The sequence below is a fragment of the Lacinutrix jangbogonensis genome, from assembly GCF_000797445.1.
Classification (GTDB): Bacteria; Bacteroidota; Bacteroidia; order Flavobacteriales; family Flavobacteriaceae; genus Lacinutrix; species Lacinutrix jangbogonensis.
Genome location: NZ_JSWF01000025.1, coordinates 201,059 through 215,840, shown reverse-complemented (window position 1 = coordinate 215,840; position 14,782 = coordinate 201,059). Strand labels below are relative to the sequence as shown.

Below are 14,782 nucleotides of genomic sequence, written 5' to 3'. Positions count from 1 at the left end.
ATAGTTACGTGTTTGTACGCGATGATTTTTCGAAGGAAAATTAGACGTAGTAAACGTGCAACGACCTTTGTTTTAGCACTAAAGTGAAATTACTTTTATACTGTGTTGTAGTGCGTTTTTACTTTATGATCTTCTCTCTTTTTAAATAAGAGATATAAAATTCTATATTGTTATCTGTTTTAAAAGGCCCGTATAAATTGTTGTTTTTAACTTTTTCTTGGATATTAAAAAAAACTAATAGCTTTTGAATTTCATCTTCATTTTTTTTATTTTAGTATTTCCGTCTATTTCGATTTGATATATACAGAATACACATTTTTTAATATTTAATTGTTCAGCGTATTTAATTGTCCCATATAGTCCTGTAATTAACTGATACTTTAAATTATTAAATTTTTTTATGTCATAGGTTTGCCATATAGAATATATAATATTTTTAATCCTATTTTGAATATTAGATTTCGGCTTATTTCCTTCTTCCCACTTCTTTTTTATAATCTTATCAAAATCTTCATTAACTTTTGCTTCAATACAAATTCCAATTTTTTCATTTCCATTTTCGGAATACAATGTTAAATCATGATTTCTTTGTCCTCCTTTAAAATCATCCAATTTGGTAATTTGTTCTGGAATTGCCAGTAGAATATTTTGTTTAGAACTTATTTTATTAAGGATATTATCTTTTATATCATCCTCAAAAGTTTCATCTAAAACGAGTTTTGCAAATTCTAAAGCACTATGATCTGGTTTCCATTGAGTTTCTTTATCCTTTGGACCTGCTTTAGTATACCACTCAAATATGTTTTTTATTTCTCCAGCAATTATCATTTTTATTTTTTTAAATTACCTGAAACGTGTTTGTATAAGATTAGTTGTGGGTTTGTATGCGAGGATTTCTAGAAGTAAGCTAGAACAATCAATTACTTATAGCCATTGTAATTCTTTGTATTTTTAGTCAAGTAGTATTTTAACTTCTTTTTTAACTATATCCAGTCTAGAGGCTGTTAAGCCAATTTTATATTCTCTTTCAAAATTATCATCCGAAACAAAGAAATTTCCTTCAAACGACAGTGCAGCACCGCCTAAAGGGAAATTATCAGCTTTTATTTTTTTTGTCTTTTTTTCGAATTCTCTTCTAAAAATTTCTGTTACTGTTACTCCAGTGACTACATAGTGTTGTTTTAATTCAGCGTCACTCATATCAGAAGTTAATTTTTTTAAACTTTCTTTATTAATCTGATTTCCTTTCAAAATAGCTCTAGAAATATCGTTCACATAGTATTCATATATTCTTTCTTCAGAAGCTGAAGCATTTATAAATAAACTTATGCTAGCTGAACTTTTTTTAGTTAACTTCTGAGACAACAGTTTACCTTGTTTTGGAATGAAAGAATTAATCTTTACTGTATCTAATTTTACACTTAAAAGACCTATATTCTTAAGACCATTTTCATCAAAAATTATTCGTCCTAATAATTCATCTAAATTTTCTCGGTATGTTTCAATCCCAATATTGGTTACGTAAAGTCGGTCAAAAACATTTTTTAAAGCGTTCGGAATTGGCTCTGTTTTACTTTTCACAATTACTCCATTAAAAGATTTTTCAGAACTTTCATCAGGCAAACTTTTTTCGAATTCAATTATTTGATTTAAATCAATTATTTTTAAAGTGTCTATCTCAATTTTATTCTGTGAGAAGCTAATAATTACTGTAAGTAAAAAAATGCTTGTTAGTATTGTTCTTTTCATCTTATTTGTTTTTAGTTAATATAAAGGCTACGTTTGGTATATGAAAAGTAGCGGCTTAGAAAGCACTACTTTTCGTTTAATCACTGACCTATTTTTATATCTACAGACTTCGGGTTTATCACTAAAACTGCTATTGTTTTTATACATTGTTAGCAATAGTTATTTTCTTCTTTGTGCTACCCAAACTGTATGTTCTCTCGAAATTGCGTTTTCAGCATCTAAAATAAATTTAGATAACTCGTCCTCAGTTTCTACTTTTTCAGACAATGAGACAATAAAATTTAACTCTTGAGTTGCAGTAGTATAAGCTTGTTTTAATTCTTGGTGTTGTTTTAATTGCAACCAACTAATTGACGAAGAGGCTATTGTTGTGAATAACCCTACAAAATTCCAATTATTGTCAGGATTTTTAATTAGAAAAACTATACTTATCAAAGCAATAATTTGTGTGACAATTATTATGTAGAACCATAAATTGTATTTTCCTTTATTATGTTCGGCTTTTGTAGAGTACCATTCTTTTTGGTCTTCAATTCTTTTTGAAATGTAATATGCTTTTCTTTCTACAAAACCCATTGCTCTTAATTCAAGCATTTTTTCTGTTATGATAGGTAAGTTTAATGTTTTTGAATTTAATATTTTTGTTAAATCGCTAAACTCATTAGTTATTTCTTTTATTCGTTCAATGAATCTTTCTTTTGCATTAATTTCTGTGATATTCTTTTCAAAATATTCGGAACACATTATGAATCTCCAAGTTAAAGTTTTACAAGACTCAGCTAAAGCTCTTCCTTGATACCAAGTGTCTTCAAATTTCTTACTTTTTAGTATAATAGTTAAAACCAAACTTAGGAGTAATAGAAAACCAGAAATTATATAAATTAATAATTTTGATTCTGTTAATTGGTAATTATTGATAGCTAACGCAGAAGCTATAATCATAGAAATTAAATCAATTCGGATTAATTGTAAATAATTTGATTGAGATTCAATTGAGATATTGTCAGAAGCTTGGAAATAATTTGGAAAGTCTGAATTCTTCATTTTAAGGTTTTACTTTAATTTTTGTTGAAATATCACTATCTCTTTTATCAAAAGATTTATTGATAAAGGTTTCAGGGTTTTCTATAAAATCTTCCCATTTCACTAATACGCAATACCTATCTTCTTCAGCCCAAGCACACTTGTCATTCGGAATGTAATAGTTGTATGAAAATTCTTTTATTACTGTGCTGTCATTTATTTTAACAGTAGTATGTGAACCATTGCAAACTGAACAATTATAAGAGCCTGCGAAAACTGCATCATACATATTTGGAAGTACGACACCTAATACTCCACTTTTCGAATTATTTTGACCATTGTATAAAGAAGCTTGTAATTCTCTTTTAATGAAGTTTTGGTTTTGTGAAAATGAATTTTCAGCACTAACATTTCCAATTAAAAATATGGTTACAGTTGAGTCGGATAAATAATCCTCACGTATTTTACGCATTATATAATCTTCAACTTCTGAATCTATAGGGTCATTTAAAGATTTATCTATCATATCTACATCCAAATCATTTTGTATATAATCTTTGTAGTCAGAATCATTTGTTTTAAATGAAATAAAGCATTTGTGTCCCATAGTTTTTTTAATTATTGCTTATATAATTTTTTGTTGTCCTTTTTATTTTTAGTAAAAAAATCATTAATAGTGTTTCTACCTTACGGTTTTCCGTATTCCACTTCATTATTTACTCTATAAAACTAAAAATTATATTCCATTTAAAAACCCGTATAAATACCTGTTTTTAATTCAATTTTAAAGTAAAAGAGTCTTGCCTAAAAACTATTCACTCTCCTTCTTAACTTCAGGAATACTACTACGACCCAATATATAACCCGAAATACCTCCAATTAAAGCAGACAACTCTTTACCGCCTAAAACTTCTGTAATACCAAATAGAATAATGGCAATAATTATAGAGAAAATGGTAATAAATTGTAATCCAGCATCTCCAGAGAAAATGGTTTTACGTATCTCGTCGTCTCGGTACGCAATGATAAAAAAGCCAACGATTACCAAGCCTACTAAAAAAGCAAACGACCAACTGATTTGTTTTTTAAAGTTCTGGCTGACGTAAGAAGTGTTATTCAATTCGGTTACTTTTGTGCCTACACTTGAGAGTTGATCGGTTTTCTTTAAAATGTCTTGTACTTTGTTTTCTATAATTCTACGAAAGCCTTCGGTTACTGCAATGTGTTTCATGTCTTGCAAATTTTGACCACCAACGGTCTTCAGTTCTGGTAATATAATACGATTCTTTATTTCTTCTAAGCGTTGGATTTGCATGCGTTGTTTTTGTGAGAAGGCACTTAAATCTGAATCTTCTGGTGTTCCTAATGAATAGTCACCCAATACGTCTTCAAGGTTTTCTGCTCTTTCTAATTCTGTGAATAGACCACTAATTTCATACATCATTTCGTACATCTCGTCAATAATCTTTAAGCGCTCGTCTTCCAGTTCTTGATAGTTGTTAGATTGTTCTATTATGTTTTCGGTTTCAGACACCTCTAAATTCTCCTGGCTATAAAGCGCCGGATTGAAAAGTAGTACTGTAATGATTGTTAAAGCTAAGATTAGTGATTTTTTCATTGGATTGGTTTTTATAAAATTAACGCTATATATGACGACTAATCTAAAACTAAAACACAAGAAAAAAACACGTAGAAATACGTGTTTTAAAAAAGCATACGAATGGCTTTTTTGGAGGTTAAGTTACTGATATTAATGTTTTACGAATACTTTTGCTTTTTTGAAAAAGTGAAAATAACGTTTAAATCAGAAGGTGTTTTATCTCATTCTACACCTTATATTTATTATAAGCTTTTTCTAATTTTATATCGTATTTATTTTGTTGAAACGCAGGACCATTATAACCTCTGGCAAAAGCAGCCCAGTTTTTAGATTTTAAATGGCGTACGAGGTTATTGGATTCGCAAAATTTGCCAAAGGCCATAAGTTGTGCCTTTTCGTTGGTGTACATTTGTGATACAAAACTATCGACGCTTGGGAAGCCTACAATTCCGTAATTAAAACCCATAATTTGAAAGGCACCATAGGATGCAGAGGCATAAGCGGCATCGTGTACAGCATCTATATCGCTGAGTCCTGCTGCTTTTTCAAGCCTATCGTATTCTTGTTTGCCACCTTCGTAATACTTTTTGGTCCACTTTTTATAGAGGATATTTTCAGTGTTACTAGACACATAATCTTCTGGGTTTAAACCTCTTTTCTTAAGCTGTTTCCAAAAAATATGACCTTCAAATAAAATACGTGGTCGTCCATCGAGTAAGAAGCCTTTACCTAAACTCTCCACTTCATTTACAGCTTTAACAGCTGCTAATTCCACTTCATAAGCATCTGCAAAATCTTGTACATCACTTTCTGATAAAAACTTATTGTTATGTATGATTAATGCATTTTGTGCTGCGATAAGTTTAGACCATGATTTAGAGCCTACAATACCATCGATTACCAAATTGTTATTTTTCTGAAAATCTAGCATGGCATTGTGCGTGTCTTTGCCAAAAAAATTAGAGATCACAATAGTATAGCCTAAATCTACCAATATTTCTTCAAGGAAATGTACATCGCTTCCTGTGCTTCTGTATCTAATTGTTTTCATATTATTTTAGGGATTAGGTTTAATTTTTAGCTCGCGCTTGTTATCTTAACTATTAATTCCGTTCGAAAACCATAATAGTACCTTCAAGGTCATTTTGATTTATGTTTCCAATCTCAAATGTATTGTTATCAATTATTAAATAATGTAAAATTCTAGATTGTGCTTCGTCGGCTTCATTGCTGCTTAATTCAATTAAATTGTTTTCTAATATGCGAATGGAAAAAGTTCGCGATCCAGGATTTTCGCCATCAGTCATTCTTTTCTCTTGAAGTTGATTGCTATTGGCACTAAAAATTAATGTTGTTCTATTAATGTTTGGTGTCACTTCAATAAAATCTCCAGTGAGTATACCGTTTAAGATTTGTTTTTCAGAATCTGAATGAGAACAGGATGCTATTCCGATAGTAACCCATAGCATTAAAAGTATATTTTTCATTTTAATGTAATTTTTTTTTAAATGTTACCTAGCAGAATTACGCTATCCTTAATAGTGACTGTAGATTTAATGTGTGTACTAAACTAATCATAAACTCCAATAAAAAAACACGTATAAATACGTGTTTAAATATAATATAAGCGGCTGATCTGATTAGTGCTTCGGTTAGATATTAAAAATTCTTAATTACACGTTATTTATAAGTGCGATGATTTTATTATTTGGGATCACATCTATGGTTAAATTAACGCGGTCTGTAGTGCCATCATTTATAACGCGGTGCGGATCGGACAGTCTTAAATACCAGCATTCTCCAACTTGCATTGGTATTAAGGTGTTATTTAAAAAGAATGCTACACCTTCATTATTATCGATAGGAATGGTTAGCCTAATCATTGCTTTTTCTTCTTCTAAGGCTAAGGTAGGATCTGTATGTTCTTTTACAACAGATTTTGGTGCTAAGAATAATAAGCGCACCAGATTAACTGTTGTGTATTCGCTAATTTTATCGATTATACTTTTTAAATACGGCGATTTTTCTAGCGCAGGCGTGTCTAACCAATCGCACCAACTGCCATCTGCATAATCGCTCGCTGGTGGCGGAAACGGTAGCGATGTGTCTACTAGATGCGCAGGGCCACGCAACTGAATAACTTTATAATATTCGTAATGTTCTTTTTTTAAGGCTTGTGATTCTTTGCGCATTTTTTCCACATCGAAGTTAAGCGGTAATTGTATTCGGTCTTTAAATGCAGTTTTAGGTTCCATAGCGTTTTATTTTTCTTTTAGTTCTAGAGCTTCCCATTCCTGATAAGAAATGACTCCATTTTCAGATTTAGATTTTCCGTTTAAAATCCCAATAAACTCAAGGTAGTGTCCGTCTGGATCCGTGAAATATATTGCAATTGCAGGTACCCAAGCAAATACCATTGGCCTTTCAGTATCATCGCTTAAAAAATTCCAGAAGTGTAGATTTCTTTTTTTGAGATAATTTACAGATTCGGTTAAAATCCATTCTGGTTCGCATTGAAAGGCGAAATGGCGCTTATCAATTTCATTTTTAGGTTTTTCCCATAAACCTAACATAGCCTGTTTATCTTCTCCAATCCAGAAAAAGGCCGCTCTACGTTCGGCATCGAAACGGCATTGCTTCAATGCGAGCGTGTGACCATAAAAATCTATAGAACGTTCAAGATCTTCAACATATAGATGCGTTTCAAAAAGTCCTTTTATAATCATGTTTAGTTCTGGTTTTTTTGTGGTTTAAGTCACTAATTTAGTAAACATATTTCAGATATAAAATTCTAGTGAAATTTTTGTGAGTAGGCGAGGCGCAGTAAAAAAAGGATTTATCGTTAGATTTTATTGGCTAAATACGTTTTGTCGAGTTTGTCTGAAATTTCCATTGCTTCACGCACAACTTCTTTTGGGTAATCATTAATTTCAAGTATTCTAATGGCATTTCTGTTTTTTAGTTTACCTGCTTTCAGCTTATAATCGAAACCTATGGTTTTATTATTTACAGTTTCACTAAAATGATATAATTCATAGTCTTTAGAAAGTAGATCTGTTAGTTCTATGTCGTGAGTAGACACCAATACGGTATTGTTGTTTTATGCAAGAGCAGATAAAACAGATTTACCGGCAGAAACTCGGTCTATTGTATTGGTGCCTTTAAATATTTCGTCTAGCAGGAAAAGGTTTCTTTTGCCGTTATTACTTTCTGAAATCATTTCTTTAATGGTTAATACTTCTTCAAAATAATAACTTTTATTGTTCATTAAATCATCACTGATTCTAATAGCAGAAAATACTTTAAGTAACGGGAACGTTATTGATTTTGCAAAACAAGTGTTTATCGTTAATCCTGTTATTACATTTAATCCAATAGCACGAATAAAAGAGGTTTTTCCAGACATATTAGAGCCTGTAAGCAGTATAGATTTTTTAGAAATATTTATACTATTTGTTGTGCAATTATAGATTAATGGATGCTTGATGTTATTTACAATAATTTGATTATCATTATTAATAATTGGTGTGCAGAAGGTTTCAAGACCGTGTCTTAAAGACGCTATCGAAATGAGCATATCAATGTGGCCAACAAATTTAAAGATGTGTTCTATGTTTTCTCTTTTAGTATTTAATCTTTTTAAAACACCAAAGAGCAACAAAGGTTCAAGTAGAAATAGTGTTTTAAAAACCTCAAAGAAAAACCAAGCTATAATTTCAAATTCTCCTTGAAACTTTACTTCCAGTTGAAAAAATGACATTCTATTTTTAACTTCGTTAATTAATGTTATAGACTTTGGAAGGCTAGGATTTATTTTTTTAAGTAATGGATTTGCAAATAGATGTGGGGCTATCGTATTAAGGCGTAAAAGCTGTGGAATTGAGCTAACATACTGTACTAGGTTTCTTTTGTTCCAATAATGAAGTACAACATTAATACAAAAGAGGCCTATTAAGATCATGAAAAAGAAAGGATCAAAAAAGGAGAGCAGTAATGATGCTAAACCTGCAAACGATAACAGTTTTATTACAAAAAACCATTTTGGTGGCTTGATGTGTTCTTCTTGAAATAGCGTTGTTATATAATAGGCATCTTTGTGTTTTAGTTTTTCAATCTTTTTTTGAAGCGAAATCCTTAAGTCTGAATTTTTTGATAGTTCAGCTATTATTTCCTCATTTAGTTTGTTCTGTTCTTCGTCTACGGCAATAGTTCGAAGTGTATTGTAAAGGTATTGTTGACCAACTTTTGAATGGGTTCTATCCAGAAACATAAATAGCTCATCAAAATCTAAGTCGTTACACGTTTTGTTTGATAATACTTGATAGGCTTCAGAGTGGTCTTTATTTCTAAAGTAGTTTTCAATCCTTTCAAAGTCAAAAGAATCGTCTTTGACTTTACCAAAGGACTCTTTTAATCTTTTATTCATCTCTTTTTTTCTATTAAATGCTATTTGAGAAAACGAATATTTAATTTGAAATAGGATATCTTTTATCATTTAACAATAAGTGTGGAGTTTCCATTTAATGTTACAAAAAAGGTTTGATTAATAACTGATTACATTTACAGTTTTTAGTTGTTCGATTAGTTTCAAGACGGTACTTTTATACTTAACATTATATAAAAATGAAAGGATATACAATTCAGCATTAAGAAATGACACTTCAGTCATTCACTTTTTAAAAAGGTTTGTTTCTGTTAGATATTTGTCTCAACATTAAAAACAAACGATTATGTATAGATTAGCAATTTTTATTATTATGCTTATAACAGCGCAAGTTGGAGCACAAACCGAAAGTAAATACGAAACCGGTATGCATAAAGCAATCGCTCTATGGCAACAAAACAAAACAGACGATGCGGCAAACCTTTTCGAGCGCATTGCCAGTGCCGAAAACGAAAACTGGTTGCCCTCTTATTATGCAGCACAAGTGTTAATTCTCGACGGATTCGCAATAATGCAAGACACCGAAAAATTGAATGCACAATTGTTAAGAGCACAAGATTTTATTAATGATGCCACAACAAATTCTAAAGAGAATCCAGAAATATTAGTTATGCAAGCTTTATTATATACGGTTTATGTGGCTAGTGATGGCGCAAAATATGGCATGACGATGGCTCCTAAAGTTGCCCAGTTTTATGAGAAAGCCTATAAGTTAGATCCTAAAAATCCACGAGTGACTTTAAATAGAGCGGAGTGGAATATGGGAAGCGCTAAGTATTTTGGACAAGACATAAAACCATTTTGTAAAGAATTTGACAAAGCTTTAGAACTTTTTGTTAACTTTAAACCAGAATCTGAGTTTCATCCTAGTTGGGGGAAAGAAAGAGCAGAAATAATGATCGCATCTTGTAAAGAATAAATATGATTAGATTTTTAAAAGATTTAGGGAAAGCGTTTTCAATAGGTATCTTGGTGTTCGTGATTATTTGTATAGTAATTTATTTTACAAAAGGTGAATTAAAATTCAATGAGGCGCTTTTGGAAAACTTTATTTACAACCAAATTTATTCTGTAGTGCTCTACATGTCTAATGCTTATGTTTTTAGGGTTTTAGTTGAAAAGTATAAAAGCGATTTCTTTAAATTTAAAAATATATTATCAGCTGCGTTATTCTCTGTCTTAATCTCTTTTGCAGCTATTTTTTTACTGCGCTTTATAACGAATGTTGTTATTTATAATCAGACATTTATAAAATTTATTACCTCTCAAAGTGTTTTAAGTTACTGGTCTTCTTTAACAATATCCATTACGGTTACTGCTATATTCTATATTACTTATTATCAAAAACACAAGCAAGAAAGTAAAGTAAAAGAGCAGAAGGTAATTGCAGGAACCGCTAGCGCAAAGTTCGATGCTTTAAAAAATCAATTAGATCCTCATTTTCTATTTAATAGTTTAAATGTACTAACCAGTTTAATTGAAGAAAATCCACACAATGCGCAAAAATTTACAACGAGTTTGTCTAAAGTCTATCGTTATGTTTTAGAGCAAAAAAATAAAGATTTAATTACGCTTGACGAAGAACTTGAATTCGCAAAAACCTATATGTCGTTATTAAAAATGCGATTTGAGGACAGTATTATTTTCGACATTCCAGAACAAGCTTCGAATCCAGAAAGTAAAGTAGTGCCATTATCCTTACAACTGCTTTTAGAGAATGCAGTAAAGCATAATATAGTAACAGAGAGTAAACCATTGCATATTAGAATTTATGAAAGCAATGGCAACCTAATTGTAGAAAACAATCTGCAAACCAAACAAGTAGTGAAAAAAAGTAGTGGAGTAGGTTTAAATAATATTAAACAACGCTACCAATTATTATCAAACAGAACAGTGAGTATTACAGAGGATAAAACCAGTTTTAGAGTTGCAATTCCAATGCTTACCAAACAAATAACAATTATGAGACAAGTACCAGAAAAACAATTTGACGACAATTACGTAAGAGCACGTAAACGTGTTGACGAGCTAAAAGAATTTTATTATAATCTAATCTCTTATTGCACCGTAATACCTTTTTTAATTTTTATTAATTATAATACTTTTTGGGAGTTCAAATGGTTTTTCTTTCCAATGGGTGGTTGGGGATTAGGATTGAGTATTCATGCCTATAAAGTGTTTGTAAACGATGGTGTTTTAGGACGTAATTGGGAGCAACGTAAAATTGAAAAATTTATGGAAGAGGAAGAAGGTAATCGTTACAATTAATACGATCATGAAAAATAATATAGAACCTTATAGTGCCGCTAATTCTGAACGTAATTACGAACGCGAAGAAGCGTATTTAAGGGCAAAAAAGAAATTGGGAAAAATAATGGGTTTCTATTGGCATCTGTTGTCGTACGTAGTAATTAATATTTTTATTCTGTATGTAATATCTAAAAATCTCAATGGTGATAAATTCTGGAGTTTTAATGTGTTTTCAACAGTGATTTTTTGGGGTATTGGTATGGTTTTTCATTTTCTAGGTGTTTTTGGTCCAAACTTTATGTTTGGCAAAGCATGGGAAAAACGTAAAATAAACGAATTTTTAGAAAAAGAAGAAAACCAAAATAAATGGAAATAATTATGAGCACAAACCAAATATACCAAAAACGTTTAGAGCATGCAAAGCATCGTGTTAAAAAAATTAAAGGCTTTTATACGCATTTACTTATTTTCATAACCATTAACCTTTTTTTTGTTTTTCTTAATATAGAAAACTTAGAACCTGGAGAAAGTTATTTTCAAATACATAATTTTTTAACTTTATCGCTTTGGGGAATTGGAATTATTATTCATGGACTTACCGTTTTTTTACCAAGTTTTATTTTAGGAAGTGATTGGGAAGAACGAAAAATTAAGAAAATTATGGAAAAAGATAAAAGCGCTTGGGAATAGTTTTATATTAAAAATTAATAAACCAAAAATCTAATATTCTAGTTAATGAATGTAATAATAATTGAAGACGAAAAACCATCAGCAAGGCGTTTACAACGCATGCTAAAGACTTTTGATATTGAAGCAGAAACAATGTTACATTCTGTTGAAGAATCTATTGCATGGTTTCAAAATAACGAGCATCCAGATCTTATCTTTTTAGACATACAATTAAGCGACGGCTTGTCTTTTGAGATTTTTGATGCTATAAAAATAACTTCAGCTATAATATTTACAACTGCTTACGACGAGTATGCACTTCAAGCTTTTAAATTGAATAGTATCGATTATCTATTAAAACCAATAGACGATGAAGAATTGGAAACGGCAGTTTTAAAATTTAAAACGCGATTACCAAAAAAACAAAGCGTAACGTTAGATTTTAACGAGATTAAGAAACTGCTTATTAATCCGATAGAACGTGAGTATAAAAAACGATTTTCGGTAAAGGTTGGTCAGCATTTAAAATTAGTAAATATTGAGGATATCGAGTGTTTTTATAGCGAAAACAAAGGCACGTATTTACATACTGCACAAGGTAGGAATTACCTTTTAGACACAACTCTCGATAATTTAGAATCTGAACTGGCTCCAGTGCAATTTTTCAGAATAAATAGAAAATTCTTTGTTAATATTCAGGCCATAAAAGATATGGTGAGTTATACTAATTCGCGCTTGCAAATTAAACTGAATAACTATAACGAGCAAGACGTAATTGTTGCGCGTGAACGTGTAAAGGATTTTAAGAATTGGTTAGAATAAAAATTTATTAATATCGGATAGGTGTTAAATATCATTGTACCGATATTAATTTGTATCTTTGTGTTGTGGAAACATTAAATACAACATATAGAGAAGCTTTAAAAAAAACTTTTCTACGTTTAGATGAAAAGGTAGAGTATCTAAAAAAACTTAGACCTTTTTCTAATAGTGCTTTGTTGGGTATTCGAGAAGCCTTACTTATAGAATGGACTTATAATTCTAATAGTATAGAAGGCAACACGCTTAATCTTCGTGAAACCAAAATGGTTTTGCAAGAGGGTGTCACCATAAAAGGCAAATCACTTCGTGAGCATTTTGAAGCTAAAAACCACGAGCATGCCATAAACTATTTATATACTTTAGTTAAACCAGATTATGTTTTAAGCAGTAAAGATATTTTGTCTTTACATGCTTTAGTTTTACGTACTATCGAAGATGATTTTGCAGGTCGTTTGCGAAATGCAGGTGTTCGTATTAGCGGTGCTAATTTTGTGCCACCAAACGCAAGTAGCGTACATCAATTACTTAACGATTTGGTAGATTTCGTAAACGATAACCCTTTACAATTAAATAGTATAGAGTTGGCTACCGTGTTTCATCATAGGTTTGTTCATATTCATCCTTTCTTTGATGGTAATGGTCGTACTGTGCGCTTAGTAATGAACTTACTATTAATGCGAGAAGGTTTTCCTCCAGCAATTATATTAAAAAACGATAGAAATAAATACTACGAAGCTTTAAACCAAGCAAATAAAGGTAACTATACAAAACTAATGTTACTTATGGCTCAAGCATTAGAGCGTACAACAAATATCTACTTAACAGCTTTGCCAGAACATGATAAAGATTATAAAATAATAAGTGATATTGTTAAAGAGCCAGATGTTGCTTACAGTCAGGAATATGTGAGTTTATTAGCTCGACAAGGTAAAATTGATGCACATAAAGAAGGTAGAAACTGGTATACAACCAAAGAAGCCATCACTAATTATATAGCTAATAGAACTAGAAAACGTTAATCTTCAATTCTATTATCATCGAATGCAGATGGTAATAGTTTTGGGATAAACTTTATGACTAATGGAAGTAATAATGCGCCTCCAGGTAATAGAAAAATTGCAAGACTTGGTATGGCTTTAAAAATATCTAATAATTGATCATTAACTTTCTTTTGTTCTTCTTTAGTAAGGTCTTTACCAGTAGATTTTGTTAATAATAGCATTAACTCTTTGCTTTGGGATAATTCTTTTTGCAGTCTTTTACTATTTCTAGAAATCAATTTCATTACCATGGCGCTAGAGTTATTGTAAAAGGTTTTTACAATGTTTTTAGAGCCTAATAATACAATGTCTTTTTTGTGTTTAGCGAAGAAATCTGTAATGGAATGCATTGCATTTTTTACGTCTTTCGCTTCTAGGTTTAAGTCTTTTCCTAGTTGAAATAGAAAATAGCGTTCGTTGTCATCTAAAGTTTTATCAGACCAAGTTGCCATGCATGCTAAGTCAAGAATGTATTGTTTTTCTAAAGGTGTTTTTAAAACAGAAATAGCTTCATTATAATCTAGTTTATTTGTTTGCTGGTAGCGCAGAGATTGCTCGAACAAATCAATAAGGCTATTATCGTATTTGGTTTTTTTAATTTTAGAATTTAATGTTTTTAATACAATGGTTTCTATAGCACTTTCTTCTTTTATAATAGAGGCTTCAGTTATAGTTCCAGTAGTTAGGTATTGTTTGTAAGCCAAAACATCAATAAAAAGTAATGCGTTAGTTATGAAATAGTTAAAACTTTTATCGATGAGGTTATTATCTATTTGAATTCTTTTATGAATAATTTTCTCAAGGGTTTCGGTAGTATCTCCTTTACTAAGGATGTCTAGAAAGAAGTTCGTTTTATGTGCATTAATCTTTTTATAAAATTGAATGGTGTTTTCAACAAAATTGATTTTGTCTTTTATGCTATTATGCGTTACATATAAGGCAATAAGGTGATTAATTTTACAGATTTCTTCCGAAGAAAAATCGCGTTTATCAATTAAATCGTTTATAATTTTCGTGTTACTTCCATAAATATATCCACAAGGAATAAGGGCTTTGTAGAGAACAATAAGTGATGCGAATTCTTTAGAGAATTCCTTATTGCTTATTGAGATTAGCTTATTTATCCAGCCTGTTGCAGATGGGTTCACTTGTTGTTTGTTTTAGTGCGTAAAGTTAGTTTTTTTC

Annotated in this window: 16 protein-coding genes and 1 pseudogene; 6 read left to right on the top strand and 11 right to left on the bottom strand. The window is 30.7% G+C overall.

The window, feature by feature from the left end; all coding sequences use genetic code 11:
• Window positions 1–234: 234 nt before the first annotated feature.
• From RH82_RS07760 to RH82_RS19230, 10 genes and pseudogenes are all read right to left on the bottom strand, one after another.
• On the bottom strand, window positions 235–828 hold the full coding sequence (locus tag RH82_RS07760; protein ID WP_034059542.1) for a DUF6946 family protein: 594 nt from the start codon (window positions 826–828) through the stop codon (window positions 235–237).
• 123 nt (window positions 829–951) lie between these two features.
• Window positions 952–1,749, bottom strand: a complete 798-nt coding sequence (locus RH82_RS07755) for a hypothetical protein (RefSeq protein WP_034059541.1) — start codon at window positions 1,747–1,749, stop codon at window positions 952–954.
• A gap of 159 nt (window positions 1,750–1,908) precedes the next feature.
• Window positions 1,909–2,793, bottom strand: a complete 885-nt coding sequence (locus RH82_RS07750) for a DUF4231 domain-containing protein (protein WP_034059539.1) — start codon at window positions 2,791–2,793, stop codon at window positions 1,909–1,911.
• Between the two features lies 1 nt (window position 2,794).
• Complete coding sequence (locus RH82_RS07745; RefSeq protein ID WP_034059537.1) at window positions 2,795–3,379, bottom strand: TIR domain-containing protein; 585 nt, start codon at window positions 3,377–3,379, stop codon at window positions 2,795–2,797.
• A gap of 204 nt (window positions 3,380–3,583) precedes the next feature.
• Window positions 3,584–4,390 (bottom strand): hypothetical protein, encoded by an 807-nt coding sequence (locus RH82_RS07740; RefSeq protein ID WP_034059534.1) that lies wholly within the window; start codon window positions 4,388–4,390, stop codon window positions 3,584–3,586.
• Between the two features lie 208 nt (window positions 4,391–4,598).
• A complete protein-coding gene (locus RH82_RS07735) occupies window positions 4,599–5,423 on the bottom strand; it encodes an N-acetylmuramidase domain-containing protein (RefSeq protein ID WP_034059532.1) in 825 nt (274 codons plus the stop codon).
• 52 nt (window positions 5,424–5,475) lie between these two features.
• Window positions 5,476–5,859 (bottom strand): hypothetical protein, encoded by a 384-nt coding sequence (locus RH82_RS07730; RefSeq protein ID WP_034059531.1) that lies wholly within the window; start codon window positions 5,857–5,859, stop codon window positions 5,476–5,478.
• Window positions 5,860–6,045: 186 nt separating this feature from the next.
• Window positions 6,046–6,627 carry an aspartyl/asparaginyl beta-hydroxylase domain-containing protein gene (locus RH82_RS07725; protein WP_034059529.1) on the bottom strand — a complete coding sequence of 194 codons (582 nt, stop codon included), beginning with the start codon at window positions 6,625–6,627 and terminating at the stop codon, window positions 6,046–6,048.
• A gap of 6 nt (window positions 6,628–6,633) precedes the next feature.
• Window positions 6,634–7,098: a VOC family protein gene (locus RH82_RS07720; RefSeq protein WP_241148023.1), complete on the bottom strand. Its 465-nt coding sequence runs from the start codon at window positions 7,096–7,098 to the stop codon at window positions 6,634–6,636.
• 116 nt (window positions 7,099–7,214) lie between these two features.
• Window positions 7,215–8,333, bottom strand: a pseudogene (locus RH82_RS19230) (MutS-related protein).
• A gap of 769 nt (window positions 8,334–9,102) precedes the next feature.
• On the opposite strand from RH82_RS19230, the gene RH82_RS07710 reads away from it, so the two are divergent.
• The 6 genes from RH82_RS07710 (at window position 9,103) to RH82_RS07685 (ending at window position 13,576) form a co-directional block, all read left to right on the top strand.
• Entirely contained in the window at window positions 9,103–9,735 is a 633-nt protein-coding gene (locus RH82_RS07710; RefSeq protein ID WP_034059526.1) for a tetratricopeptide repeat protein, read from the top strand.
• A 2-nt stretch (window positions 9,736–9,737) separates the two neighbouring features.
• Window positions 9,738–11,084, top strand: coding sequence for a 2TM domain-containing protein (locus RH82_RS07705; RefSeq protein WP_034059523.1), 1,347 nt, complete (start codon window positions 9,738–9,740; stop codon window positions 11,082–11,084).
• 7 nt (window positions 11,085–11,091) lie between these two features.
• Window positions 11,092–11,442: a 2TM domain-containing protein gene (locus tag RH82_RS07700; protein WP_034059519.1), complete on the top strand. Its 351-nt coding sequence runs from the start codon at window positions 11,092–11,094 to the stop codon at window positions 11,440–11,442.
• Between the two features lie 2 nt (window positions 11,443–11,444).
• The gene (locus RH82_RS07695) at window positions 11,445–11,756 is read left to right on the top strand and encodes a 2TM domain-containing protein (RefSeq protein ID WP_034059783.1); all 312 of its coding nucleotides are present in this window, start codon (window positions 11,445–11,447) and stop codon (window positions 11,754–11,756) included.
• Between the two features lie 45 nt (window positions 11,757–11,801).
• Complete coding sequence (locus tag RH82_RS07690; RefSeq protein ID WP_034059516.1) at window positions 11,802–12,557, top strand: LytR/AlgR family response regulator transcription factor; 756 nt, start codon at window positions 11,802–11,804, stop codon at window positions 12,555–12,557.
• A gap of 65 nt (window positions 12,558–12,622) precedes the next feature.
• Window positions 12,623–13,576 carry a Fic family protein gene (locus RH82_RS07685; protein ID WP_034059514.1) on the top strand — a complete coding sequence of 318 codons (954 nt, stop codon included), beginning with the start codon at window positions 12,623–12,625 and terminating at the stop codon, window positions 13,574–13,576.
• On the opposite strand, the gene RH82_RS07680 is transcribed toward RH82_RS07685, so the two are convergent.
• Window positions 13,573–14,745 carry an LETM1-related biofilm-associated protein gene (locus RH82_RS07680; RefSeq protein WP_034059512.1) on the bottom strand — a complete coding sequence of 391 codons (1,173 nt, stop codon included), beginning with the start codon at window positions 14,743–14,745 and terminating at the stop codon, window positions 13,573–13,575. The two genes, RH82_RS07685 and RH82_RS07680, sit on opposite strands and share 4 nt — an antisense overlap.
• Window positions 14,746–14,782 lie beyond the last annotated feature (37 nt).